The organism is Kiloniellales bacterium (assembly GCA_030064845.1).
Lineage (GTDB): Bacteria > Pseudomonadota > Alphaproteobacteria > Kiloniellales > JAKSDN01 > JASJEC01.
The window spans coordinates 156,162-180,754 of record JASJEC010000001.1; the positions used below are offsets into that span (position 1 = coordinate 156,162).

General features: G+C 65.8%; 22 protein-coding genes and 1 pseudogene. 14 read left to right on the forward strand and 9 right to left on the reverse strand.

The window, feature by feature from the left end:
• The first annotated feature begins 58 nt into the window (after positions 1-58).
• The 11 genes and pseudogenes from rpsB (at position 59) to fabZ (ending at position 10,849) form a co-directional block, all read left to right on the forward strand.
• Positions 59-811: pseudogene (rpsB, locus tag QNJ67_00710) on the forward strand (30S ribosomal protein S2).
• 210 nt (positions 812-1,021) lie between these two features.
• Positions 1,022-1,906, forward strand: coding sequence for a translation elongation factor Ts (gene tsf / locus QNJ67_00715; GenBank protein ID MDJ0607470.1), 885 nt, complete (start codon positions 1,022-1,024; stop codon positions 1,904-1,906).
• A 170-nt stretch (positions 1,907-2,076) separates the two neighbouring features.
• Complete coding sequence (gene pyrH, locus QNJ67_00720; GenBank protein ID MDJ0607471.1) at positions 2,077-2,802, forward strand: UMP kinase; 726 nt, start codon at positions 2,077-2,079, stop codon at positions 2,800-2,802.
• 39 nt (positions 2,803-2,841) lie between these two features.
• On the forward strand, positions 2,842-3,363 hold the full coding sequence (gene frr / locus QNJ67_00725) for a ribosome recycling factor (protein ID MDJ0607472.1): 522 nt from the start codon (positions 2,842-2,844) through the stop codon (positions 3,361-3,363).
• 4 nt (positions 3,364-3,367) lie between these two features.
• Complete coding sequence (locus QNJ67_00730; protein MDJ0607473.1) at positions 3,368-4,105, forward strand: isoprenyl transferase; 738 nt, start codon at positions 3,368-3,370, stop codon at positions 4,103-4,105.
• Positions 4,044-4,904 (forward strand): phosphatidate cytidylyltransferase, encoded by an 861-nt coding sequence (locus QNJ67_00735; GenBank protein ID MDJ0607474.1) that lies wholly within the window; start codon positions 4,044-4,046, stop codon positions 4,902-4,904. Before QNJ67_00730 ends, QNJ67_00735 begins: the two co-directional genes overlap by 62 nt.
• Positions 4,905-4,906: 2 nt before the next feature.
• Positions 4,907-6,100, forward strand: coding sequence for a 1-deoxy-D-xylulose-5-phosphate reductoisomerase (locus tag QNJ67_00740; GenBank protein ID MDJ0607475.1), 1,194 nt, complete (start codon positions 4,907-4,909; stop codon positions 6,098-6,100).
• Between the two features lie 128 nt (positions 6,101-6,228).
• Complete coding sequence (rseP, locus tag QNJ67_00745; GenBank protein ID MDJ0607476.1) at positions 6,229-7,365, forward strand: RIP metalloprotease RseP; 1,137 nt, start codon at positions 6,229-6,231, stop codon at positions 7,363-7,365.
• Positions 7,366-7,395: 30 nt separating this feature from the next.
• Positions 7,396-9,690 (forward strand): outer membrane protein assembly factor BamA, encoded by a 2,295-nt coding sequence (gene bamA, locus QNJ67_00750; protein MDJ0607477.1) that lies wholly within the window; start codon positions 7,396-7,398, stop codon positions 9,688-9,690.
• A 3-nt stretch (positions 9,691-9,693) separates the two neighbouring features.
• On the forward strand, positions 9,694-10,254 hold the full coding sequence (locus QNJ67_00755; protein MDJ0607478.1) for an OmpH family outer membrane protein: 561 nt from the start codon (positions 9,694-9,696) through the stop codon (positions 10,252-10,254).
• A gap of 124 nt (positions 10,255-10,378) precedes the next feature.
• The gene (gene fabZ, locus QNJ67_00760) at positions 10,379-10,849 is read left to right on the forward strand and encodes a 3-hydroxyacyl-ACP dehydratase FabZ (protein ID MDJ0607479.1); all 471 of its coding nucleotides are present in this window, start codon (positions 10,379-10,381) and stop codon (positions 10,847-10,849) included.
• Positions 10,850-10,951: 102 nt separating this feature from the next.
• Here the strand turns inward: fabZ and gltA are convergent, their stop codons facing one another.
• Positions 10,952-12,277, reverse strand: coding sequence for a citrate synthase (gltA, locus tag QNJ67_00765; protein MDJ0607480.1), 1,326 nt, complete (start codon positions 12,275-12,277; stop codon positions 10,952-10,954).
• Positions 12,278-12,360: 83 nt separating this feature from the next.
• Positions 12,361-13,764 (reverse strand): glutamate--tRNA ligase, encoded by a 1,404-nt coding sequence (gene gltX / locus QNJ67_00770; GenBank protein MDJ0607481.1) that lies wholly within the window; start codon positions 13,762-13,764, stop codon positions 12,361-12,363.
• Between the two features lie 155 nt (positions 13,765-13,919).
• On the opposite strand from gltX, the gene QNJ67_00775 reads away from it, so the two are divergent.
• On the forward strand, positions 13,920-16,082 hold the full coding sequence (locus QNJ67_00775) for a ComEC/Rec2 family competence protein (GenBank protein ID MDJ0607482.1): 2,163 nt from the start codon (positions 13,920-13,922) through the stop codon (positions 16,080-16,082).
• A gap of 134 nt (positions 16,083-16,216) precedes the next feature.
• On the opposite strand, the gene QNJ67_00780 is transcribed toward QNJ67_00775, so the two are convergent.
• From QNJ67_00780 to QNJ67_00810, 7 genes are all read right to left on the reverse strand, one after another.
• A complete protein-coding gene (locus tag QNJ67_00780) occupies positions 16,217-16,663 on the reverse strand; it encodes a GNAT family N-acetyltransferase (protein ID MDJ0607483.1) in 447 nt (148 codons plus the stop codon).
• Positions 16,664-16,722: 59 nt separating this feature from the next.
• Positions 16,723-17,415: a transcriptional repressor LexA gene (lexA, locus tag QNJ67_00785; protein MDJ0607484.1), complete on the reverse strand. Its 693-nt coding sequence runs from the start codon at positions 17,413-17,415 to the stop codon at positions 16,723-16,725.
• A gap of 137 nt (positions 17,416-17,552) precedes the next feature.
• Complete coding sequence (locus QNJ67_00790) at positions 17,553-18,764, reverse strand: molybdopterin molybdotransferase MoeA (protein ID MDJ0607485.1); 1,212 nt, start codon at positions 18,762-18,764, stop codon at positions 17,553-17,555.
• Positions 18,764-19,240, reverse strand: a complete 477-nt coding sequence (gene moaC, locus QNJ67_00795) for a cyclic pyranopterin monophosphate synthase MoaC (GenBank protein MDJ0607486.1) — start codon at positions 19,238-19,240, stop codon at positions 18,764-18,766. Before moaC ends, QNJ67_00790 begins: the two co-directional genes overlap by 1 nt.
• Positions 19,241-19,250: 10 nt before the next feature.
• Positions 19,251-20,060, reverse strand: coding sequence for an indole-3-glycerol phosphate synthase TrpC (gene trpC, locus QNJ67_00800; protein MDJ0607487.1), 810 nt, complete (start codon positions 20,058-20,060; stop codon positions 19,251-19,253).
• Complete coding sequence (gene trpD, locus QNJ67_00805; protein MDJ0607488.1) at positions 20,057-21,082, reverse strand: anthranilate phosphoribosyltransferase; 1,026 nt, start codon at positions 21,080-21,082, stop codon at positions 20,057-20,059. Before trpD ends, trpC begins: the two co-directional genes overlap by 4 nt.
• Positions 21,083-21,130: 48 nt before the next feature.
• On the reverse strand, positions 21,131-21,712 hold the full coding sequence (locus tag QNJ67_00810; protein ID MDJ0607489.1) for an aminodeoxychorismate/anthranilate synthase component II: 582 nt from the start codon (positions 21,710-21,712) through the stop codon (positions 21,131-21,133).
• Positions 21,713-21,854: 142 nt separating this feature from the next.
• On the opposite strand from QNJ67_00810, the gene QNJ67_00815 reads away from it, so the two are divergent.
• Together QNJ67_00815 and cueR are read left to right on the forward strand one after the other, a co-directional pair.
• Entirely contained in the window at positions 21,855-24,092 is a 2,238-nt protein-coding gene (locus tag QNJ67_00815) for a copper-translocating P-type ATPase (GenBank protein MDJ0607490.1), read from the forward strand.
• A gap of 13 nt (positions 24,093-24,105) precedes the next feature.
• On the forward strand, positions 24,106-24,546 hold the full coding sequence (gene cueR / locus QNJ67_00820; GenBank protein MDJ0607491.1) for a Cu(I)-responsive transcriptional regulator: 441 nt from the start codon (positions 24,106-24,108) through the stop codon (positions 24,544-24,546).
• Positions 24,547-24,593: the final 47 nt, after the last annotated feature.

A 24,593-nucleotide genomic window follows, 5' to 3' on the forward strand; every position in this document is an offset into this window, starting at 1 on the left:
CCGGTGTCCGGACCCTTCCGGATCGTCGGCCCACGGAGGCATAACCGGAGAACGACATATGACCATGCCGACCTTCACCATGCGCCAGCTCCTGGAAGCCGGCGTCCACTTCGGCCACACGACCCGGCGCTGGAACCCCAAGATGTCCCCCTACATCTTCGGCGAGCGCAACAATACCCACATCATCGATCTCGAGCAGACCGTTCCCATGCTCCACCACGCGCTCGGCTTCGTGCGCGAGATCACCGCGGGTGGGGGCCGCGTCCTCTTCGTCGGCACCAAACGCCAGGCGGCCGAGAAGATCTCCGACGCGGCGAAGCGCTGCGGCCAGTACTACGTCAACCATCGCTGGCTCGGCGGGATGCTGACCAACTGGAAGACTATTTCCAATTCTATCAAGCGCTTGCGGTCCCTGGAAGAGAAGCTGGCTGAAGAAGATCTCGGCCTGACCAAGAAGGAGCTGCTCAACCTGACGCGGGACCGGGACAAGCTCGAGCGCGCGCTGGGTGGTATCAAGGACATGGGCGGCCTGCCCGATGTCCTAGTCGTGATCGATACCAACAAAGAGCATATCGCCATCGCCGAGGCCGGCACGCTCGGCATCCCAGTGGTCGCAGTGCTCGACTCCAATTCCAGCCCCGAGGGCGTAACCTACCCCATCCCCGGCAACGACGACGCGATCCGGGCGATCAGCCTTTACTGCGATCTCATGGCCGAAGCCGTGCTCGACGGTATTCAGCAGGAGATGGTGGCGAGCGGGACCGACCTGGGCGAATCGGAGGAAGCCCCCGGCGAGGCTCTGCCGGAAGAGCCGGCTGCGGCCCAGGGGGGCGAGGAGAAGACGGCGGCAGCCGACGAAACGGCCCCGGCCGCCGAGGAGAGCAAGAGCGCGACCACGGACGAGCCCCAGACCGAGGAGCCTCAGACCGAGGAGCCCAAGGCCGAAGAGCCCAAGGCAGAGGCGGCGGCTAGCGCGTCCTGACAAGAGCAAACTGACGGAAGCGGACGAAGGACGGACGAAATGGCCGAGATTACGGCAAGGCAGGTTCAGGAGCTGCGTCAGCGGACCGGCGCCGGCATGATGGATTGCAAGAAGGCCTTGGCCGAGGCCGACGGCGAGCTCGAGAGCGCGGTGGACTGGCTGCGCAAGAAGGGGCTGGCCGCCGCGGCGAAGAAGGCTGGGCGCGTCGCGGCCGAGGGCCTGATAGGCGTCGTCGCGCGCGACGGCAAGGGCGCTGCCGTCGAAGTCAACTCCGAGACCGACTTCGTCGCACGAAACGATAAGTTCCAGGGCTTTGTGCGGACCTGCGGCGCCCTGGCCCTGGATGCGGGCGGCGATCTCGAGGCGCTTAAGAAGGCTGACTATCCCGGCGCTGGCCGGAACGTCGAGGACGAGCTGACGCAGTTGATCGCGGTGATCGGAGAGAACCTGCAACTGCGGCGAAGCGCCGGCCTCTCTGTCGGCCAGGGAGTCGTGGCCTCCTACGTCCACAGCAAGGTCGACGAAGGCCTCGGCAAAATCGGGGTGCTGGTGGCCCTAGAGTCGGCCGGTGACACGGCCGTACTGCAGGCGCTCGGCAAGCAGCTCGCCATGCATGTCGCCGCAGCTTCGCCCCAGGCAGTCGACGTCGACGACGTCGACCGGAGCGCCCTGGACCGCGAGCGTGACGTTCTTGCCGAACAAGCCCGGGCCTCGGGCAAGCCCGAGGAGATCGTCGCCAAGATGGTCGAAGGGCGCCTGCGGAAGTACTACGAGGAGGTCTGCTTGTTGGAGCAGACCTTCGTAATCGACAACGAGAACAAGGTACGCAAAGTCCTGGAGAACGCATCCAAGGATCTCGGCAGCGACGTCAAGGTTGCCGGATTTGTGCGTTTCCAAGTGGGTGAGGGGGTCGACGGCGGTTGACCCTGGGGGCGCCTACGGGCGCCCTCGTGCGTCGTGCGCGCTCCCGCGCACCCCTTCATCACGGCCGGTCCTCTCGTTGGCCGAAGCGTTTCCGTGTCCCGCTTCGGGTCGCGGTGTGGGTCCGCCGGAGAGGCCGGTAACAGCGAAGAGCCCTTGTACTCCCGGAAATCATGAAAAACTCGCCACTTTATAAACGCGTTTTGCTCAAGATTTCGGGCGAAGCTCTCATGGGTGACGAGGATTACGGTCTGGATCCGGCGTTCATCGACCGCATCGCCAGGGACGTGGGTGAGGTCAGGGAACTCGGTGTGGGCGTCTCGATCGTGGTCGGCGGCGGCAACATCTTTCGCGGCTTGGCAGGGGCCGCGGGCGGCCTGGACCGCACGACCGCCGACCACATGGGCATGCTGGCGACCGTAATCAACGCGCTCGCGCTGCAGAGCGCCCTCGAGCAACTCGGCCTGGAGACCCGTGTGCAGACCGCCATACCCATGACCAGCGTCGCCGAGCCCTACATCAGGCGGCGGGCGATTCGCCACATGGAGAAGGGCCGGGTGGTCATCTTCGGCGCGGGCACCGGCAATCCCTATTTCACCACGGATACGCCGGCCGTCCTGCGCGCACTCGAGATGGAGTGCGACGTCCTGCTCAAGGGCACCAAGGTCGACGGCGTCTACGATGCCGATCCGGTCCAGGTCGAGGACGCCAAGCGTTACGATCGGCTTTCGTTCCACCGGGTCCTGACCGAGGATCTGAACGTGATGGATCACGCCGCTATTTCTCTCGCCCGGGAGAACAAGATCCCGATTCTGGTATTCTCGATTTACCAACCGGGCGCCTTCGCCGAGGTGGTCTGCGGCAAGGGGCGCTTCACATTGATCAACAACGAGGACTGAACCGTGGCGGACCCAGACATCAAGGATCTGAAACGGCGCATGGACGGAGCCCTCGATGCCCTGCACCGGGAGTTCGCGGGACTGCGGACCGGGCGGGCATCGATCAGCCTGCTCGAGCCGATCCAGGTCGAGGCCTACGGGGCCAGCATGCCCTTGAACCAGGTCGGAACCATCGGCGTTCCCGAACCCCGGCTAATCACCGTGCAGGTCTGGGACCGCTCCCTTGTGGGTGCGGTCGAAAGGGCTGTGCGGGATTCCGGACTGGGCCTCAACCCGGCGGCAGAAGGCCAGTTGCTGCGGGTCCCGATCCCGCCGCTGTCGCAGGAGCGTCGTCTGGAGCTGAGCAAGATCGCCGGCAAGTACGCCGAGCAGGCTCGCGTCGCTGTGCGCAACGTGCGCCGGGACGGCATGGAGTCGCTGAAACAGATGGAGAAGGACGGCGAGCTGTCCCAGGACGAGCACCACCTCTGGTCCGATGAAATCCAGGAGATGACCGACTCCCACATCAAGACGATCGACGAGGTGCTGGCCCAGAAAGAATCGGAGATCATGCAGGTCTGACAGCATGACGGCGATCAAGACGCAGGTTCTGGACCGGCCGCCGACCCATGTCGCCATCATCATGGATGGCAACGGGCGATGGGCCAAGGCGCGCGGCTTGCCGCGGACGGCGGGACATCGTCAAGGCATAGAAACGGTCCGCCGCGTGGTCTCCTGCGCCAGCAAACTCGGGGTCGGCTACCTGACCCTGTTCGGCTTTTCGTCGGAGAACTGGCGGCGTCCGAGCACCGAGATCGACGACCTCATGGGCCTCTTGCGCCGCTATCTGCAGAGCGAGATCAGCAAGCTGCACGAGAACCACGTCCGCCTGCGGGTGATCGGAGAACGCACGCGCCTGCCGTTCGACATCGTCCGGCTGATCGCCGACGCCGAGCAGCTGACGGATGCCAACCCAGGGTTGAAGTTGACTGTTGCGCTCAGCTATGGCGGGCGGCAAGAGATCGTCGCGGCGGCCAGGCGGCTCGCCGCGCGTGCCGTGGCCGGGGACCTCGACCCCGACGACCTGGACGAGACGCTCTTCTCCGGAGAGCTGGCCACGGTCGGCATACCGGACCCCGATCTTCTGATCCGAACCAGCGGAGAGCAGCGGCTGAGCAACTTTCTTCTGTGGCAGCTGGCCTACAGCGAACTGGTCTTTATCGACAGGCTATGGCCGGACTTCTCCGAGGAAGACTTTACCCATGCGATTCACGAGTTCCTCCAGCGCGACCGGCGGTACGGTGCAGCGGTTGGCTCCAGCTGACGCAGGCAATCTAACGCTGCGGATCGTCTCGGCCCTTCTTCTGGGGCCCTCGGTCCTGTTGCTCACGTTCCTGGGTTGGCCCTACTTCGGTTTGATGGCCACGGTGCTCGCGGGCGTGCTGGCGTGGGAGTGGTCGCGGATATGCGGGGCCGGTGAACTGACCCGGGCCGGCTATCTGTCCGTCGCCGCCGTGGTCGCGGCCCTGAGCGCGGCGAGCTTGGGGGAGCTTCGGCTCGGTGGCTGGATCGTTCTGGTCGGCGCAATGGGAGCCGCTGTGCTGGGCCGGAGCGAGACGGTCCAGGACCGGGTCTCCATCTGGTACGCCTCCGGCGTGGTCTACGCGGCCTTGCCCGCCATGGCGCTGGTCTGGCTTCGCGGCGTTCCCGAACAGGGACTGGGGCTCGTTCTGTGGCTGCTGTTCGCCGTATGGGCGACCGATATCGGCGCCTATGCCGCGGGACGTGGCCTGGGCGGCCCAAAGCTTGCGCCGCGCCTCAGCCCAAACAAGACCTGGGCTGGCCTCGGCGGCGCCGTAGTCTCGTCAGCGGCCGTAGGCGCCGCGGCCGGGGCCCTGGTGACGTGGTCCGACCCGCTTGCCCTGGCGGCGCTGAGCGCCGTCCTGGCCCTGGTCGCGCAGGGCGGCGACCTCTTCGAGTCCTGGGTCAAGCGGCACTTCGGGGTAAAGGATTCGAGCAACCTGATCGCCGGTCACGGCGGCTTCATGGACCGTCTGGACGGCGTTTTGGCCGCCGGTCTGTTCTTAACTCTGATAGTGTGGGCAAAGGGGGGGTCTTTCTGACCATGGCGCTTGTTTCAGATCGGGTCGAGACCGGCGAACGGTTTCGCAAGATCACCATTCTCGGTTCCACCGGATCGGTGGGCTGCAATACGGTCGATCTCGTCACCCGTCAGCCTGACTCCTTCGAAGTCGAGGCGCTGACCGCCCACACCAATGTGGAGCTTCTGGCGGAGCAGGCGAAGCAGCTGCGCGCGAAGGTCGCGGTGATCAGCGACCAGAGCCGGTACCGGGCGCTCAAGGACGCCCTGGCGGGCAGCGATGTCGAGGCCCAATCCGGCGCCGAAGCCCTGGTCGAGGCCGCGGAACGGCCGGCCGACTGGGTCATGGCCGCCATCGTCGGCGCCGCCGGGCTGGCACCGACCCTGGCGGCGGTGCGCCGGGGCGCTGCTGTCGCTCTGGCGAACAAGGAGACCCTGGTCTGCGCGGGCGCGCTCATGGTCTCGGAAGTAGCGCGTCACGGCGCCACGCTGCTGCCCGTGGATTCGGAGCACAACGCCATCTTCCAGGTACTCGATCTCGACAACATGGACGCGGTCGAGCGGATCATTCTGACCGCATCGGGTGGTCCTTTCCGCGAGTTCGACCGAGAGGAGATGGCGCGCGTCACGCCGGCGCAGGCCGTGGCCCACCCGAACTGGGACATGGGCGCCAAGATCTCTGTTGATTCCGCATCCATGATGAACAAGGGGCTGGAGCTGATCGAAGCCCACCATCTCTTCCAGATGGAGGAGGCGTCGATCGACATCCTGGTTCACCCGCAGTCGGTCATCCACTCCATGGTCGCCTACGTCGACGGCTCCGTCCTGGCCCAGCTCGGCCAACCCGACATGCGGACGCCGATCGCTCACACGCTGGCTTGGCCCGACCGCATGGCGGCGCCGGTGGACCGGCTCGACCTGGCGGAGATCGGCCGCTTGACCTTCGAGCGGCCGGATCCGCTCCGCTTCCCGGCATTAACCCTGGCCCGGGAGGCGCTCAAGACCGGCGGCTGCGCCCCGACAATCCTGAACGCAGCCAACGAGGTCGCCGTTGCCGGCTTCCTTAATGGCGAGACCGGGTTCCTCGATATTCCACGGATCGTCGAGGGCGCTCTGGCCGAGGTGCCCAACATCGCGATTCGCAGCCTCGAGGACGTGGATATGGTCGACAAGGAAGCCCGTGCCGTGGCCGAGAGGCTCACGGGACGATCCGCCTGACGGCATGCGCCTCTTTGCAGGTCGGACGATTTATCCTATGTAAAGGGATCGCAGGGCCAAATAGAGTTTTGGCTCAAGCCGAACCGTACTCGGCGTGGAAAGTTAAGGGCGAAACAGGAAGATAGCACATGGAAGTCCCTAGCGGTCTCTACGGCTTCGGTCTGCCCTTCCTCGCGATCTTAACGATATTGGTGTTCGTCCACGAACTCGGCCACTACTTGGTGGCGCGGCGGTTCGGCGTTCGCGTGGAGGTTTTCTCGATCGGCTTCGGTCCTGAGCTCTTCGGCTGGACCGACCGCGCCAAGACTCGCTGGAAGATCAGCCTGATACCCCTCGGCGGCTACGTGAAGATGTTCGGGGACGCCGACGCCGCGAGCCGGCCGGAGCAGGGGCTCGACGGGCTGAGCGATGACGAGAGGGCCGAGGCTTTTCCATGCAAGCCCCTCGGGCAGCGCGCCTGGATCGTGGCGGCCGGTCCAATCGCGAACTTCCTGTTTGCGATCGTTCTCCTGGCCGGGTTCTTCATGGTGGTCGGCGAGGCCCACACGCCGCCGGTAGTCGGCAGCGTGGTCGAGGATTCGGCGGCCGAGCGCGCTGGTTTCGAACCCCAGGACCGGATCGTTCAGATCAACGGCTGGCGCATCGACAGTTTCGAGGAGATCCAGCACCACGTCTCCCTGGTTCGAGAGGAAACGCTGGAGATCGTCGTCCTGCGCGGCGGCCGCGAGGTAACCCTTACCGCTCGGCCCACCATAACCGAGATCACCGACGGCTTGGGCAACAAGCAGAAGATCGGCCGCCTGGGCATCGGCGGATCGCAGATCGAGGTGGTGCGCCACGGTCCGGTGAACGCGATCTGGCGGGCCACGGTCAAGACCGTCTCCTTGACCACCGGCACGCTAAAGGCCGTGGGGCAAATGCTTGTCGGAAAGCGTAGCGTCGAGGAACTGGGCGGCCCGCTGCGTATTGCCAAGCTCTCCGGTCAGGTCGCGGAGGTGGGCCTGGCCATGATCATCTCCTTCATTGCGCTGCTCTCGATAAATCTCGGCCTGATCAACCTCTTTCCCATTCCCATGCTGGACGGCGGGCACTTATTGTTCTATTCCATCGAGGCGCTGCGAGGCAGGCCGTTAGGCGAACGTGCTCAAGAATACGGCTTCCGGATCGGCCTCGCCCTGGTGCTCAGCTTGATGGTGTTCGCGACCTGGAACGACATCGTGAACCACCTGAATGTCCTGGATTTCCTCGAGAATCTAGCCACGTAAGCGTAGTGATGGGGGGTAGGTTTGGGGCTTATGCCGCTGCGGGCGGTCGCAGTTGCCGTTACCCTGCTCCTTGGAAGTTTCTCCACCTGGCACGGGACGTCACTGGCCCAGACGATCCAGCAAGGGGGCATCATCGAGGAGGTTCGTGTTGAAGGGACTCAGCGGATCGAACCCGAGACCGTACGCTCCTACCTCCGGCTCAATCCCGGCGACCCCTTCGATCTGATCCGGCTCGACCAATCCCTCAAGAGCATCTTTTCCACCGGTCTCTTCGCCGACGTTACCCTGCGCCGCGAGCGCAATGCCTTGATCGTGACCGTGGTGGAGAACCCGATCGTCAATCGGATAGCCTTCGAGGGTAACGAGCGGATCGACGACGAGACCCTGGGCGGCGAGATCGACCTTCAGCCACGGGTGGTCTTCACTCGGACCAAGGTTCAGAACGACGTAAAGAGGATTGTCGATCTCTATCGTCGTTCCGGCCGATTCGGCGCCACGGTCGACCCGAAGATCATCGAACTACCGCAGAACCGCGTCGATCTCGCCTTTGAGATCAACGAAGGACCCAAGACGGAGATCATCGCGATCAACTTCGTCGGCAATCGGGCTTTTTCGGACAGTACCCTGCGCGATCAGATCACGACCACTGAAACGGCCTTCTGGCGGATTCTCTCCAGCACCGACACCTACGATCCCGACCGCCTGACCTTCGACCGGGAGCTCTTGCGGCGCTTCTACCTTAACGAGGGCTATGCCGACATCCGGGTGGTCTCGGCGATCGCCGAACTGACGCCCGACCGCTCTGGATTCATCATCACCTTCACCGTCGAGGAGGGCGAGCGCTATACCGTCGGCGCGATCGATATCACCACCAGCCTGAGAAACCTCGACCCCGAGATCCTGCGCGAGGACTTGGTCATCGAGGAGGGCGATTGGTACGACGCCTCGCTTGTCGAGGCGTCGATCGAAAATCTTACCGAACGGCTGAGCAATCTCGGCTTCGCTTTCGTGGACGTCAATCCGCGGCTACAGCGAGACCGGGATACCAAGGTCGTCGCCATCAACTTCGAGATCAGGGAAGGCCCGAAGGTCTATGTCGAGCGCATCGACATTCAGGGTAACCTGCGCACCTTGGACAAGGTGATCCGGCGCGAGTTCCTGCTGATCGAGGGCGACGCCTTCAATTCCGCGCGTCTCAGGCGATCGCGCCAGCGGATTCAGAACCTCGGCTTTTTCAGCAGGGTCGATGTGTCGAACGAGCCGGGGACACGCCCCGACAGCACGGTGATCACCGTCGAGGTCGAAGAGCAGTCTACCGGCGACCTGTCCTTCGGTGCGGGTTTCTCGACAACGGCCGGTCCCATCGGCAACGTCGGGCTGCGCGAACGAAACCTGCTGGGCGGCGGACAGGACTTGCGATTGAATTTCGCCGTCTCAGCCGACACCACGCGGCTGAACCTAAGCTTCACCGAACCCTACTTTCTGGACCGCAACCTCTCCGCAGGCTTCGATGTTTTCCGTCTAACGTCGGAGCAGAGCGAGAGCTCGTTCGACGAAGAACGGATCGGCGGATCCCTGCGTGCCGGTTACGACATTGTCGAGGATCTGCGGCAGGTCGTACGCTACTCCTTGGCGCGCGAAGAGCTGGAGGACGCCGACGACGGGGCCTCGCTCTTGGTGATCGATGATTTGGATACCTACATCGTATCCAGCATCAACCAGGAGCTGTCCTACGACAAACGCGACTCCCGTTTCGATCCGAGAGAGGGCTACGCGGCAACCGTTACCAACGAATTTGTCGGCCTTGGCGGCGATCTGCGCTTCTTGAAGAATACGATCGGCGGGTCGTTCTACTTTCCGCTGTTCGGCGACGTAACGTGGACGACGCGGGCAGAAGGGGGCCTCATCTTGCCGCTGGGCGAGGACACGCGCGTGAGCGACCGCTTCTTCATCGGACCTGACAATCTGCGCGGCTTCGAGTTCGCCGGCGTGGGGCCGCGGGATGCGGCCAGCAGCGGCAACGACGCGCTCGGCGGCAAGAAGTTCTACTCGGGCACCGCCGAGATAAGCTTCCCGCTCGGTCTGCCTGAGGAGTTCCAGATCCGGGGACGGCTTTTCACCGATATCGGCGCATCGTGGGATGTCGACGGGGATACCAGCAGGATCGAACTCGAGGATTCCTCATCGCCACGCGTCTCCGTCGGCGGCGGCTTCTCCTGGAACTCGCCGTTCGGTCCGATCCAGGTGGACCTCGGCTTCGCGGTAATCAAGGAGGAGTTCGACGAGACCGAGGTGCTCAATTTCAGCTTTGGAACCAGGTTCTGAGGAATGCGACGAACGACCTCCATCTGCTTTGTGCTCGCCGCTTTTGCGGGCCTGATGCTGGTAGGTTCGAGCGGTCCGGCCGACGCCCAGACCGAGTTCGGCATTGTCGTGATCGACACCCAGCGGATCTATCGGGAGGCGACCGCGGTTATGCGGCTGCAGAAGCACGTCGACGAAGAGCGGGCGCGCAATCAAGAGGAACTGCGCGGCAAGGAAGAGAGCCTGCGCGCCGCCGGCCAGGAACTGGAGCGCCAGCGCGGGGTCCTGACCGCCGACGTCTTTAACACCCGCCGCCGGGAGCTCGAAGAGGGGGTGGTGACCCTGCAGCGAGAGATCCAGTCACACAAGCGCGACTTGGAACGGCTCTTCGCCCGTGGGATGAACCAGATCCGGGGGCTCCTGGTCGAGATCTCCCAGGAGATCGCCAAGGAGCGGGAGGTCGACATCGTGCTGGAAAAAAGCGCTGTTGTTCTGGTCAAGCCGGATCTGGAGATTACCCGGGAAGCGCTGGAGCGGCTTAATCAGAGGCTGCCGCAGCTCGATATCGCCACGCTGAAGAACTAGCCTGCATGTCCCCGGCGCACCCGGATCGCAACGGTCGGCAGGGCCCGCGAAGGCGCGCGGGTATTGCGCGGCCGCCCGGCTATTGCTATCGGCTTAGGACGACGCGGGGAAGTGGAAGGGCGCGATGAACGATCAGGTCGAACAGGGGGCGGAACTGGCCACCATGGACGTGATGCAGATCATGGAGATGATCCCGCATCGCTATCCCTTCTTGCTGATTGATCGGGTCGTCGACTTGAAGTCGGATGTCAGCGCCGTCGGGATCAAGAACGTCACCATCAACGAGGGCTTCTTCCAGGGGCACTTTCAGCGTCAGCCGGTGATGCCGGGCGTGCTGATCGTCGAAGCCATGGCGCAGACCGCCGGTGTCCTTGTGGTGTACACCCTGGAAGGGGCGGCAGCCGGCAAGCTCGTCTACTTCATGTCGATCGACGAGGCACGCTTCCGCAAGCCGGTGTTTCCCGGCGACACGCTGAGGATCCACGTCGAGAAGGAACGTCACCGAGGCAACGTCTGGAAGTTCGCGGCTCAGGCAAAGGTAGACGAGCAGGTGGTTGCCCAAGCCCGTTTCGCGGCCATGATCATGGACGACTGAGCCGGGGCCTCGAGCGGATCATGTTTTGACGGAACCGCGCCGCAGTTCCGTCAAAACATGTGAATCCGCTCAATATCAACTCTAGAGCGCCCAGGAACGGCTTCAGGCCCGCTGGTCGATCGGCACGAAGGGCCGCTCGGATTCGCCAGTATAGAGCTGCCTCGGCCGGCTGATCTTCTGGCCCGGATCCTCGATCATCTCCTTCCACTGGGCGACCCAGCCGACAGTTCGCGCGACTGCGAAGAGCACTGTAAACATCGAGGTCGGGAAGCCCATGGCCTTGAGAATAATGCCGGAATAGAAGTCGACGTTGGGGAACAGCTTCTTCTCGGCGAAGTAGGCATCCTCCAGCGCGATCTTCTCCAGCTCCATCGCCAGTTCGAGCAAAGGGTCGTGGCCGACGCCCAGCTCGCCGAGGACCTCATGGCAGGACTTGCGCATGACGGTCGCCCGGGGGTCGTAGTTCTTGTAGACCCGGTGGCCGAAGCCCATCAGGCGGAAGGGATCGTTGCGGTCCTTGGCGCGTTCGATGAACTCAGGAATCCGGTCCTTGTGTCCGACCTCCTGAAGCATGTTGAGGACCGCCTCGTTGGCGCCGCCGTGGGCCGGGCCCCAGAGCGAGGCGATGCCGGCCGCAATGCAGGCGAAAGGATTGGCGCCGCTCGAGCCGGCGATGCGCACCGTCGAAGTAGACGCGTTCTGTTCGTGGTCGGCGTGGAGGATCAGAATCCGGTCCATGGCGCGGGCCAGGGTGGGGCTGATCTTGTATTCCTCGCAGGGGACCGAGAAGGTCATGTAGAGGAAGTTCTCAGCGTAGCTCAGATCATTGCGCGGATAGACGAATGGCTGGCCGAGGGAATACTTGTAGGCCCAAGCGGCAATGGTCGGCATCTTGGCGATCAGGCGATGAGACGCGATCATCCGCTGCCTGGGATCGTTGATGTCGGTCGAATCGTGATAGAAGGCCGAGAGGGCGCCAACGACCCCGACCATGATCGCCATGGGATGCGCGTCGCGCCGGAAGCCGCGATAGAGATAGTTCAACTGCTCATGCAGCATGGTGTGGTAGGTGATCGCCCGCTCGAAGTGGGCTTTCTGCTTCGCGTTGGGCAAATCGCCGTAGAGCAGCAGGGAGCAGACCTCCATGAAGTCGCTGTGCTCGGCCAAGTCCTCGATCCGAAAACCCCGATGCAGCAGGACGCCCTGGTCGCCGTCGATATAGGTGATCTTCGACTCGCAACTTCCGGTAGAAGTGAAGCCTGGATCGTAGGTGAACATGTCGGTGTCGGCATAGAGCTTCCGCACGTCGAGCACACTTGGCCCCACAGTGCCGTCCATCACGGGGATCTCCCAGGACCGGCCGTTTCTGTTGTCGGTGAGCGTAAAGCTGTTCTTGACCGCGCTTGCCTCGCCGGAGGTCGTTGTCATGGCGACTCCTTCGTCTGCGACCGAAAGTTTAGCCGGAGAATAGAGTTTCCGGCCCGGGGGATCAATCGGGACCTCGGCCGGGCTCAGATCGCCGTTTGATCGGCGATCCGGTTCAGACTTTCTTCCCGACCCAGCACCACCATAACCTCGAACAGCCCTGGAGAGGCATGGGAGCCGGTGAGGGCAGCCCGTAATGGTTGTGCAATCTTACCGAGCTTTATCGCCCGCGCCTCGGCGAACTGGCGGACGGCGAGCTCGAGCGCCTCCTCTTCCCAGGTCGCCTGTTCAGCCAAGCGTTCGTGAAGTGCCGAAAGCGTCTCGGAGCCCCCGTCGGCGAGCAGCTTTCGGGCCTTGTCGCTGAGCTCCAGGGGTCGCCGGGCCGTGTAGAAGGCGGCGTTCTCCGCGAGCTCGACGATTGTCTTCGCACGCGTTCGCAGCCCCGCCATGCCCTCAGCGAGGCGGGCGAGGCCGGTTTCGTCGGGCGGTCGGCCCTGGGCCGCTTCGAGCCGGTCGGCGACGAGTCCGACCAGCCGCTCGGTTGCCGCCTCGCGGATGTAGTGCGCGTTCAGGCTGTCCAAGCGATCCGGGTCGAACCGCGCCGGCGAGCGCCCAACGCCGTCCAGGTCAAACCAGCCGACGGCCTGCTCGGTCGAAATGATCTCATCGTCGCCATGGGACCAGCCGAGCCTCAGAAGGTAGTTTCTGAGCGACTCAGGCAGGTAGCCCATGTCCCGATAGTCCTCGACGGCGAGCGCGCCGTGGCGTTTCGACAGTTTGGCGCCGTCCGATCCATGGATCAGCGGAATGTGGGCAAAGGCAGGTGGTTCCCAGTCGAGCGCTCGGTATAGTTGCGTTTGCCGAAAGGCGTTGGTCAGGTGGTCGTCGCCGCGGATGACGTGGGTGATCCCCATGTCGTGATCGTCCACGACCACGGAGAGCATGTAGGTCGGCGTGCCGTCCGCCCTCAACAGAACCATGTCGTCGAGCTGGCCGTTGGCGACGGTCACCCGGCCCTGAACTTGGTCATCGATCACCGTCTCGCCGTCGAGCGGCGCCTTCAGCCTGACCACGGGATCCACGCCGGCCGGCGCGTCGGCAGGGTCGCGGTCCCGCCAGCGTCCATCATAGAGTCGGGCGCGTCCCGCCGCGCGGGCCTCTTCGCGCATGGCCTGGAGTTCCTCGGGCGAGCAGTAGCAGTGGTAGGCCCGACTTTGCGCCAAGAGCGTCCTAGCGCAGGCGGCGTGCCGCTCCGCCTGGGCGAATTGGTAGACCGCGTCTCCATCCCAGTCGAGACCGAGCCAGGTCATGCCGCCCAGGATGGCGTCGACGGCCTCCTGGGTGGAGCGCTTCCGGTCGGTATCCTCGATCCGCAAGCGGAAGTGGCCGCCGTGATGCCGGGCGAAGAGCCAGTTGTAGAGCGCCGTCCGTGCCCCGCCGATGTGCAGGAATCCGGTCGGCGAGGGAGCGAAACGGGTGACGACGGTCATCGCGGTGCGCGCTGCTGATGGATCATCCTAGAAGAGCGGTGGTTTAACACATGCGGATACGAGGTGCCATGTCGCAGCCGGTTCACCGGAGATCCCGGCCGCTATCCATCTCGAACTTGCTCCGCCATAATACTTGCCGGACGGGGCATGACGCGATGGCATCCCTGAAGGGACAGGCTCTCGGTTCCGGGTCGAGAATGGACCGGGCCCGGGATGAAATTCGCAAACTGAGGCCGCTGGGCCAAGGACTGGCACGGCAGCTGACCGACGAGCAGGACCGCTGGGTCCTCTGGCTGCCGGTCGCGCTCGGCGCCGGGATCGGACTCTACTTTCTTCTGCCGGCCGAGCCCCATCGCTGGCTCGGACCGGCACTGCTGTGCGCCGTACTCGGCCTGGTCGCCGCGACGCACCGTTTGCCGGGCGGGCGCATCCTGGGATTACTGCTCGGCGCGATCGCTCTGGGTTTCGCCGTTGCCCAGTTTCGCGTCGCGCTGGTCGCCGCGCCCGTGCTCGAAGAACGGATCGGGCCGACACGGGTGGTCGGGCAGGTTGTCGCGGCGCCGCCGCGCGCTGCCGGCGAGCGGATCGTGCTCCGCGCCTTGGAGATCGAGGGGCTCCGGGGTCCAACGCCGGCGCGGGCGCGCCTGCGCCTGACCAGCCGCGATCCCGCGGGGATCTCGCCGGGCGACTGGATCGAGCTTCGCGCCGTGCTGCGCCCGCCGCCCGAGCCCGCTGCGCCGGGATCCTACGACTTCGCCCGCCGGGCCTACTTCGAGCGGATCGGGGCGGTCGGCTTTGCCGTGTCACATGTAACACTCCGCGGCAGCGCCCATCGGGAAGACGACCGCGGCTTCTCGACCCGCTGGCGGCTCTGGTGGGCCGAGCTGCGTCAGACCGTGGGCGAGAGGGTCCTTGCCCGCGTGCCGGACGCAAACGGTGCCGTCGCCGTCGCGCTGATGACCGGTGACCGCAGCGCCATCCCCGAGTCCGTTATCGTCGCCATGCGCGACGCCGGCCTGGCCCATCTGCTCGCCATCTCCGGCCTTCACCTCGGGCTGGTGGCAGGTCTGCTGTTCTTCTCCGTCCGCGCCCTCCTAGCCGGCGTGCCCGCCCTGGCGCTGCGCTATCCGATCAAGAAGTGGGCGGCCGTCATCGCCTGGCCAGGCGCTCTGACCTACCTGTTCCTGGTCGGCGCGACGATTCCCACCCAGCGGGCTTTCCTCATGGTCTCCCTGGCATTGCTCGCGGTCTTGCTCGACCGGAGCGCGATCTCGCTGAGGCTGGTTGCCTGGGCCGCCGTGGTGGTGCTTCTGGCGGCGCCGGAGAGCCTGCTGACGGCGAGTTTCCAGATGTCTTTCGCCGCTGTCGTCGCGCTGGTTGCCGCCTATGAAGCGCTGAGGGGTCGATTCGCGGGCGCCGTGGGCGGGCGCGGACCTCTTCGAGGCGCCGCGCTCTATTTCGCCGGTGTCGCCCTGACCTCGGTGATCGCCATTGTCGCGACCGGACCCTTCGCGGCCTACCACTTCAATCGCATGGCGACCTATGGGCTGCTCGCCAACCTGATCGCGGTGCCGGTCACAGCGTTCTGGGTCATGCCGGCGGCCATGGTCGCCTACCTCGCATTGCCGTTCGGACTCGAAGCCCTGCCGCTGACGGTCATGAGCGGCGGCGTGTCGGTGATCCTTACCGTGGCCCGCGAAGTCGCCGCCTTGCCGGGAGCCGTCCGGTTGATCGAGGCGAGCTCCTTCGCCGCCTTCGTGAGTGTCATCCTCGGCGGTCTCTGGCTCTGCATCTGGCGGCGACCCTGGCGGCTCTTCGGACTCGGCGCCGTCGGGCTCGGGATCGCTGCGGCGCTGTGGGTCACGCCCCCGGACATTCTGGTCGACGGGGGCGGGCGGCTGCTCGCCCTGCGCGACCCCGACGGCCGGCTCTGGCTGTCGACAACCCGGCGCGAGAGTTTCACCGCCGGTGTCTGGCTGCGCCGGGCCGGGCAGGGGAGCGCCGAGCCTTGGCCGCTCGAGGAGGAGAACCCGGCGTCGCCGCTGCTCTGTGACTCCTCCGGGTGCGTTGCCCGTATCGAAGAGCACCTGGTCGCCTTCGCGCTCAGCGGGGCGGCTTTGGAAGAGGACTGCCGTCGGGCCGGCGTGCTGATCAGCCTCGAGCCGTTCCGGGGTCGCTGTCCGAAGCCGGCCGCGGTGATCGACCTCTTCGACCTTTGGCGCGAGGGCGCCCATGCGATCTGGCTACATCCGCGCGGCCTGACGATCGAGACCGTGGCGGGCGATCGCGGTCGTCGGCCCTGGGTGAGGCAGCGCTAGAGCGGATCATGTTTGGTCGGAACCAGTTCGTGGTTCCGACCAAACATGTGGATCCGCTCTACAGCCTAGAGGTAGAGCAGATTCACGCGATTGAATGGATCGCACTGGGCGAGTCCATTCAATCGCGATCTGATCTAGAGGGTTTTATCGAACCGCAGGATCATCCCTGTCTTCTCGTCGCCGTTGAAGCCGAGCTTCCGGTAGAAGCCGGCGGCGCCGCGCAGCCGTCCGGTCAACAGCATGACTTTGTAGCAGCCGGCCAACCGGGCTTGCTCGACGGCGTGCGCCATGACCGCCTGGCCCAAGCCTTCGCCGCGCCTGTCGGTGGCCGCAACGACGTTCTCGATCAGGGCGTAGGGCGCACCGCCGTAGGTCATGTTGGGCAGGACATGGAGCGTCACGGCGGCGAGCGGGCCGTCTCCGGCATCGGCGACGAAGACATCAGTTCCCGGATGGGCTAAGAGCCTGCGCCACTGTTCTTCGCCCCTGGCACCGGTCAGGGGCGGCCGCTCGGAATTGAGCTCGGCGTAGAGACGGCAAAGAGCCAGGAAATCGTCCAGGGCGGCGGAACGGACGCGCACCGGCACGGCTCACGGCGAGGCGGCGCGGCCGGAGACTGGGGCCGGCCGCACCAATCGTCTCAGTAGCTGCGGATCAGGCCGACCAGGCAACCCTGGATGCTGACGCGATCGGCCGGGAAGATGCGGGTCTCGTATTCCTTGTTCGCCGGCTCCAGGGCGATCGAGTTGCCGTGCTTGCGGAAGCGCTTCAAGGTGGCCTCTTCGTTGTCGACCAGCGCCACGACGATGGAGCCGTTCTCGGCGACGTCGCGCCGCTGAATCAGGACCGTGTCGCCGTCCAGGATCCCGGCATCGACCATCGAGTCGCCCTCGACTTCGAGCGCGTAGTGTTCTCCGCGCCGCAGCAGGCTGCTCGGAACGTCGACGAAGTTCGAATAATCGCGCAGAGCTTCGATCGGCGTGCCCGCGGCGATTTTGCCGTAGAGCGGCAGTTGAACGGTGTCGCCCGGCTCGGCGGCCTCGCTGCCCGAAAGCTGGCCCGTGAAGTCCACCTCGATGACTTTCGGCGCGAAGCTGCCGCCGGCGCCCGGCTTGGAGCCGTCGGGCAGTCGCAATACCTCCAAAGCCCTGGCCCGGTGTGGCAGGCGGCGAATGAAGCCGCGCTCGACCAACCCCGTGACCAGACGGTGAATGCCCGACTTCGACTTGAGGTCCAAGGCGTCCTTCATCTCGTCGAACGAGGGCGAGACACCCTGTGTGCTGAGATGGTTGTGGATGTAGAGCAAGAGCTGATGCTGCTTCTTGGTCAACATGGCCGATCCTGTCGCCCCCTCTGGGTCACCACTAGATTTAGAACAAAACGTAAACTCACGCGCATGTTCTAGTTTAGTTCTTTTCAGACGTCAAGCTTACGGCGGCCTTGATCGCACCGCGCCACAACTTTGTCCCCTTAACCTGCGGGAAAGCAGCCCGAAAGCGGCAGGATGTCGACCGGTTCTCCGGCCTCGGCGGCAGGCGCGTGAGGCGGCCGCACGATCAGGCAGTCGGCTTCCGCCAGAACGGCCAGCATGGCGCTGTCCTGGCGCTCGAAAGGTTCGGCCAGGAGTTGCCCGTTTTCCTCGCGCAGACGCGCGCGCAAGTAGTCCTGGCGCCGGTCGTTGGCGGCGAGGCCGCCGGCCAGCGTGGCGCGCCGGGTGCGGTGCGGCTCGTCCCGGCAGCCCCGCATGATGTCGATCGCTGGCTTGAGGAAGAGTTCGGCGCAGACCAGGCTGGAGACCGGGTTCCCGGGCAGGCCGAGCACGGGGAGCGCCCCCATGCGCCCGAACATCAGAGGCTTGCCCGGGCGCATCGCGATCCGCCAGAAGTCGAGTTCCATGCCGAGCGACTCGAGGACGCTTCCGACGATGTCGTGCTTTCCGACCGACGCGCCACCCGAGGTCACCAGAAGGTCGGCACCACGGGCCGCTTCGAGGCGGCTACGCAGCGCCTCGGGCGAGTCCTCGGCGATGCCGAGATGGAGCGGCTGGGCGCCGCAGAGGCGGACGAAGGCCGAGAGCGAGAAGCCGTTGGAGGCAACAATCTCGCTCGGACCCGGCGCCGTGCCGGGCAGGACCAGCTCGTCGCCGGTGGAGAGCACGGCGATGCGGGGCCGGCGATGCACCGTGAGCCACGGCACGTTCATGGCCGCGGCTAAGCCGATATCGCGCGGCGACAGGCGGCGGCCGGCCGGGAGGCCGAGTTCTCCCGCCTTGAAGTCGAGGCCCGCGGGCCTGACGAAGCGGCCTGCGGCAACCGGTTCCGGGAAGGTGACCCGGGTTCCCTCGGCGGTCACGTCTTCCTGGATCACCACTGCGTCGGCGTCCGGGGGCAGGGGTGCGCCGGTAAAGATTCGGACGGTCTGGCCCGCCGCGAGGGCTTCATCGTGGCGCCCGCCCGCGGCGACCTCGCCGACCATGGTCAGCGTCACCGGCGGTTTCGCGAGGTCCACGCTCCTGACCGCATAGCCGTCCATCGACGATACCGGGCAGGGTGGCTGAGTGACACGGGCGTGAAGATCTTCGGCAAGGACGCGGTCGAGACCTTCGGAGAGGCTCACCAATTCGGTCTCGAGCGGCTCGACCGCCGCTGTGACACGGGCCAGCGCATCCTCGACGGGGATCATCAAGACGCCTCGTAGGTGCCTGACTTGCCGCCGGATTTATGCGTCAGGCGGATGTCGCCGATGCGCATGGCGCGGTCCGCCGCCTTGCACATGTCGTAGATCGTCAGGGCCGCGACCGAGACCGCGGTCAGGGCTTCCATCTCGACGCCCGTCTTCCCCGTGACCTTGCAGGTCGCGGCGATGTCGACCGCGTTGCGCGCCTCGTCCAGCTGCAGGTCGAGCTCGACCGAAGTGATCGGCAGGGGGTGGCAGAGCGGGATCAGCTCCGCCGTCCGCTTGGCACCCATGATGCCCGCGAGCCGGGCCACGGCGAGCACGTCGCCCTTCTGCACGCCGCCGTCGCGGATCAAGGCGAGGGTTTCCGCGGCCATGTAGACCGCGCCCTTGGCGACGGCCACCCGCGTGGTTTCGGCCTTGGCCGAGACGTCGACCATCACGGCCTTGCCTTCCGCGTCAAAGTGGGTGAGGCGCGGCATCTCGGGGCGGTCAGCCGGCCGGAACCGACTGGCGCTTCACCAGGCGCGCCGCCGCCGCCGCGACGTCGTCTTGGCGCATCAGGGATTCGCCGATCAGGAAAGCCCGGGCGCCGGCCGCGTAGGCCCGGGCCAGATCCGCCGGCTCGTAGAGGCCGCTCTCCGCGACCACCAGCCGGTCGGCCGGAACTTGCGGAGCCAGCGCCTCGCAGGTCGCCAGGTCGACCGCCAGGGTCTTGAGGTTTCTGTTGTTGATGCCGATCAGCGGCGACGCGAGCGCGAGCGCGCGCTCCAGTTCCTCCCGGTCGTGGACTTCGATCAGCACGTCCATCTCCCAGTCCCGGGCGCAGGCCTCCAGCTCCGCCGCCTGGCCGTCGTCGAGCGCGGCCATGATCAGCAGGATGCAGTCGGCGCCGACCGCCCTCGATTCGACGATCTGGTAGGGGTCGAGCATGAAGTCCTTGCGCAGGACGGGCAGCCTTGCGGCGTGCCGCGCGTCGACCAGATGGGCGTCGCTGCCCTGGAAGTAGGGCTCGTCGGTCAAGACGGAAAGACAGGCGGCGCCGCCCCGCTCGTAATCCCGGGCAAGCCGGGCCGGATCGAAGTCCGCCCGGATCAGCCCCTTGCTCGGCGAGGCCCGTTTGATCTCGCAGATCAGGGCGTGCGCGCCCTCGGCCGACCGCGCGATCAGGCGCTGGCGAAAGCCGCGGACCGGCCCGGCTTCGCGCGCCGATGCCTCGAGCTGCGCGAGGCCGACCCGCGCCTTCGCCGCTTCGACCGCGGCCCGCTTGTCGGCGCAGATCCGCTCCAGGACATCGCTCACGCGTCCGCTCCTTCGTTGGTGACCGCCACCAGCCCCTCCAGCACCTTGGCGGCCCGGCCGCTGTCGATCGCGTCTTTTGCCATGGCGACGCCAAGCTTCAAGTCTTCGATCTTGCCGGCCACCACCAGGGCCGCCGCGCTGCCGTAGAGCACGATATCCCGGTAGGGACCCGCTTCGCCCTGCAAGACGGCCTTCAGCGCCTCGGCGTTCCGGGCGGCGTCGCCGCCGGCCAGATCGTCCAGCGTGGCCGTCGGCAGGCCGGCGTCCTCCGGGCTCACCTCGAAGGTGGTCACCGCCCCGTCCTTGAGCTGGGCGACCTGCGACGGGCCGGTCGTGGACAGCTCGTCAAGTCCGTCGGCGCCGTGCACCACCCAGGCCGCCTCGTGGCCGAGCCCCTTCAACACTTGGGCCATGGGCTCTATCCAGTCCGGCGAGAAGACGCCGACGAGCTGGCGCTTGACCCGCGCCGGGTTCGACAGGGGCCCCATGAGATTGAAGATCGTCCGGGTGCCCAACTCGACCCGGGTGGGGCCGACGTGGCGCATGGCGCTGTGGTGCCGCGGTGCCATGAGGAAACAAGTGCCGACCTCCCTAAGCGCCTTCTCGACCAGGCGCAGGTCTGCCTCGATATTGACACCCAGGGCCGCCAGCACGTCGGCGGCGCCGCTCTTGGACGAGAGGGCCCGGTTGCCGTGCTTGGCGACCGGTACGCCGCAGGCGGCGATGACGAATTGGCTGGCGGTCGAGATATTGTAGGTGCCCGAGGCGTCGCCGCCGGTTCCGCAGACATCGATCGCGTCAGCTGGCGCCTCGATGGTCAGCATCTTGCCCCGCATGGCGCGGACCGCGCCGGTGATCTCGGCAACGCTCTCTCCGCGCACACGCAGCGCCATCAGGAAGGCGCCCATCTGAGCCGGGGTGGCATCGCCCGACATGATGATGTCGAAGGCCCGCTCGGCCTGCACCTCGGTCAGCACTTGGCCGGTCGCGACCTGGCCCAGAAGCTCCTTGAGGTTGCTCATGTCACCGGTCACGGGCCCGGACTCCGCGTGCCCGTCGGTTTCGACCGCTCAGACATCGTTCTTCCCGGCGATTGTCAGGAAGTTCTTCAGCAGGGCGTGGCCGTGTTCGGTGGCGATGCTCTCCGGATGGAATTGGACGCCATGAACCGGGAGTTCCTTGTGGCGCAACCCCATGATGACGCCCTCGTCGCACTCCGCCGTGATCTCGAGGCAATCCGGCAGGCTGTCCCGCTCGACGGTCAGGGAATGGTAGCGGGTCGCCTCGAAGCGTTCGGGCAAACCCTGGAAAACGCCTTCTCCGGTGTTGCGGACCTCGCTGGTCTTGCCGTGCATCGGGCTCGGTGCGCGCACGACCCGGCCGCCGAAAGCCTGTCCGATCGCCTGGTGGCCGAGACAGACCCCCAGGATTGGCCGCTGGCCGGCCGCCGCCTCGACCAGGTCCAGGCAGATGCCCGCCTGATCAGGATCGCAGGGACCCGGAGAGAGAACGATTCCCTGGGGTTCCATCGCCAGTGCCTCGGCCACCCCCAGGGCGTCGTTCCGCTTCACGGTAACCTCGGCGCCAAGCTCTCCGAGGAAATGGAAGAGGTTGTAAGTGAAGCTGTCGTAGTTGTCGATTAAGAGAAACATATCAAAACGTTAGAAGCGTAAGCCTGGAGCCGCGCCTAGCGGCTGCTCCGGTTATATCAGCAAGGCCCAGGCGGTGAAAGCCGAGGGACCAAGGCGATCGCGGGCTTGACCTTCTAGTTACTGGAAGCCTCATATCGGGCGCATGACAAGGCAGGGAAACGAATCTCGCGCCCTGGAAGGGGCGCTGGAACACGCCGGCGAGAGCCCACGCTGCCACGCGCCGGGCTCTTGCGGGCATCATGCCGGCGCGAGCGTGCGGCGCGCGGCACCCGGGCGCCCGGGCCTGTTCATCTGTCCGATGTGTCCCGAAGTGGAGAACGAGGGGCCGGGCGCCTGCCCGTCCTGCGGCATGGCCCTCGAGCCCGCCGACCCCGCCGAGGACAGCGGCGCCAGTCCTGAACTGGCCGAGATGACGCGACGGCTCTGGCTCGCCTTTCCGCCGACGCTGGTGGTTGTTGTCGTGGCGATGTCGGACATGGTTCCGGCTGCCGCTTTCATCGGCGAAGCCTGGTCGGGATGGCTCCAAGGCGTTCTGGCGAGCGTCGCGGTCTTGGCCGGCTGGCCGCTCTTCGAGCGCGGCTGGGTCTCGCTCAGGACACGCCAGCTCAATATGTTCACCCTGATCGCGCTGGGCGCCGGGACCGCCTACCTGGCCAGCCTGATGGCGCTGCTCGTCCCCGAGTTGTTCCCTGCGACGTTCCGAGGCGAATCGGGTTCGGTACCGCTCTACTTCGAGGCGGCGGCCGTCATCGTGACCTTAGTGCTGCTCGGTCAGGTTCTGGAGCTAAAGGCGCGGGCAAGAACGACCACGGCGTTGCGCGCTCTGCTCGCCTTGGCACCGAGAGTGGCGCGCCGCATCGGCGCCGACAGCGAGGAAGATGTCCCGCTCGACGCGCTGGAGGTGGGCGACCGGCTGAGGGTGCGCCCGGGCGAGCGAGTCCCTGCCGATGGACGGATCCTCGAGGGGCGGAGCAGCATCGACGAATCGATGATCACGGGCGAGCCCATACCGGTCGAGAAGGGGCCGGGCAATGGCGTGATCGGCGGCACCTTGAACGGCACCGGCGGCTTCGTCATGGCGGCAGAACGGGTCGGCGGGGAAACGCTGCTGGCACAGATCGTCCGCATGGTCGGTGAGGCGCAGCGCAGCCGTGCGCGAATCCAGAGATTGGCCGACCGGGTGTCCGGCTATTTCGTGCCGGCGGTCGTGGCGATCGCGCTGCTCGCCTTTGCACTCTGGGCCTGGTTCGGTCCGGAGCCGCGACTGGCTCACGCCATGATCAGTGCGATCGCGGTCCTGATCATCGCCTGTCCCTGCGCCCTGGGACTGGCGACGCCGATGTCGATCATGGTGGCATCCGGACGCGGCGCCGGTGCCGGCGTCCTGATCAAGAACGCCGAAGCGCTGGAGACCCTTGAACGGGTCGACACGCTGGTGGTCGACAAGACCGGAACCCTGACCGAGGGCCGCCCCCGCCTGACGCGGACAGTGACGCTCGGGGGCAGGTCAGAGGAGGCGGTCTTGGCGATCGCCGCCAGTCTTGAGCAGGGCAGCGAGCACCCCCTGGCGGAGGCATTCCTGCGGGCCGCGCGGGACGCCGGGATTGGCTTGTCGCCGGTCGCTTCCGTCGAGACAGAGCCCGGCCGCGGTGTGCGGGGCGTGGTGAAAGGCACGCCGGCGGCGCTCGGCAACGCGGCGATGATGCGGACCCTGTCGGTCGACACGAGCGACATCCATGAGATTCTTGCGGACCTCACCGCCGAGGGCGAGACGGCGGTGATCCTCAGCGTCGGCGACGAGGTCGCCGGCCTCTTCACCCTGGCCGATCCGATCAAGGCCACGACGGAGGAGGCGCTGCGCGGGCTGCGCCGAGACGGTGTCACGATAGTGATGATGACCGGCGACACCGCCGAGGCCGCGGCAGCGGTCGGAGGACGACTCGGCATCGATCGGATCGAGGCGGAGGTGCTGCCCGCCGACAAGCTACGGCTGGTGCGGGCCCTCCAGGACCAGGAACGCTTGGTCGCGATGGCCGGCGACGGCATTAACGACGCGCCCGCCCTGGCCCAGGCTCATGTCGGGCTCGCCATGGGCAGCGGCAGCGACGCCGCGATCGCCAGCGCCGACGTAACCCTGATCAAGGGCGATCTCCGCGGCGTGCTTCGGGCCCGCCGATTGAGCCGCGCCACACTCACGAACATCCGCCAGAACCTCTTTCTTGCCTTCTGCTACAATGGCCTTGCGGTGCCCGTCGCGGCCGGGCTGCTGTATCCGCTGATCGGTCTCACGCTGAACCCCATGATCGCGGCGGCGGCCATGAGCCTGAGCTCCCTGTCGGTGATCGCCAACGCCCTGCGCTTGCGCCAAGTTAGACTGTGAAGGAGGCTGGACTATAAATATCGGCCAAGCCGCGAGCCAGTCGGGGGTTCCCGCTAAGACGATCCGTTACTATGAGTCGATCGGTCTGATCGGCCCGGCTCGGCGCACCGAGTCGGGATACAGGAGCTATGAACGTCGGGATATCGAAACGCTGCGCTTCATTCGCCGCGCCCGGCGGCTCGGCTTCGCGGTCAACGACGTCGCGCGGCTGCTGGCTCTGTGGCGCGACAAGAAGCGCTCCAGCGCGGAAGTCAAAGATCTGGCCAATCGCCATCTGATCGAGATCGATGCCAAGATCGCCGAGCTCACGGCCATGAAGGCCGCCCTGACCGACCTGGTCGACCGCTGCCAGGGCGACGAGCGTCCCGATTGTCCGATTCTTCGAGATCTGGCGGAGGTCAGGAACGAGGCAAGCGAGACGCCTAAAGAGAAATCCAACTATAAGGACACGTAAAAGGCACAAGACCGCAGAATTAATTAACCATAAGCTCGCTATACCGT